General features: G+C 39.2%; 2 pseudogenes. Both read left to right on the plus strand.

What is annotated here, in order from left to right:
• Window positions 1–287: pseudogene (locus tag P5674_RS25915) on the plus strand (hypothetical protein); the annotation flags it as partial.
• A 3-nt stretch (window positions 288–290) separates the two neighbouring features.
• Window positions 291–474: pseudogene (locus P5674_RS25920) on the plus strand (group 2 RNA polymerase sigma factor SigC); the annotation flags it as partial.

Below are 474 nucleotides of genomic sequence, written 5' to 3' on the forward strand. Positions count from 1 at the left end.
CCGTTGTTGATGCCTTTGAACCCGGTATAGGCAGTTACCCCTTTAACCAAACCAATTTAGCTAGTGCTTTACTGCATTTAGTTGTACATCAACACATAGCAGAATTTAGTTTCGAGCTAAACCCCGAACCCGCCAAACAACATTGTGATTTTTCTATCCGACCTAACGTTAGGGGAAATGGAACTTATCCATTAATATGCACCATCACTTTAACAGACTATCCCGTAATCATTGACTACACTAATGGTATGACTTCAACCGCACAACCATACTTATTGACACCTTAAACTATGGCAGAAAATCGCTGTTCAGAAACCGACACATTTTCATTTGAAATTAATCAAAGTAATGCCAGTAATTATGTTAATGACCCATTAACACTTGGGGCTGTTTCTAGTGCCGTTAATTCAATATCTGCCAATATTGACCCTAGATGGCTATGGCGTGCTAATGTTTTCCTAGAAAGTCTCACCA

This window comes from Limnospira sp. PMC 289.06, from assembly GCF_032350395.1.
Classification (GTDB): domain Bacteria; phylum Cyanobacteriota; class Cyanobacteriia; order Cyanobacteriales; family Microcoleaceae; genus Limnospira; species Limnospira platensis.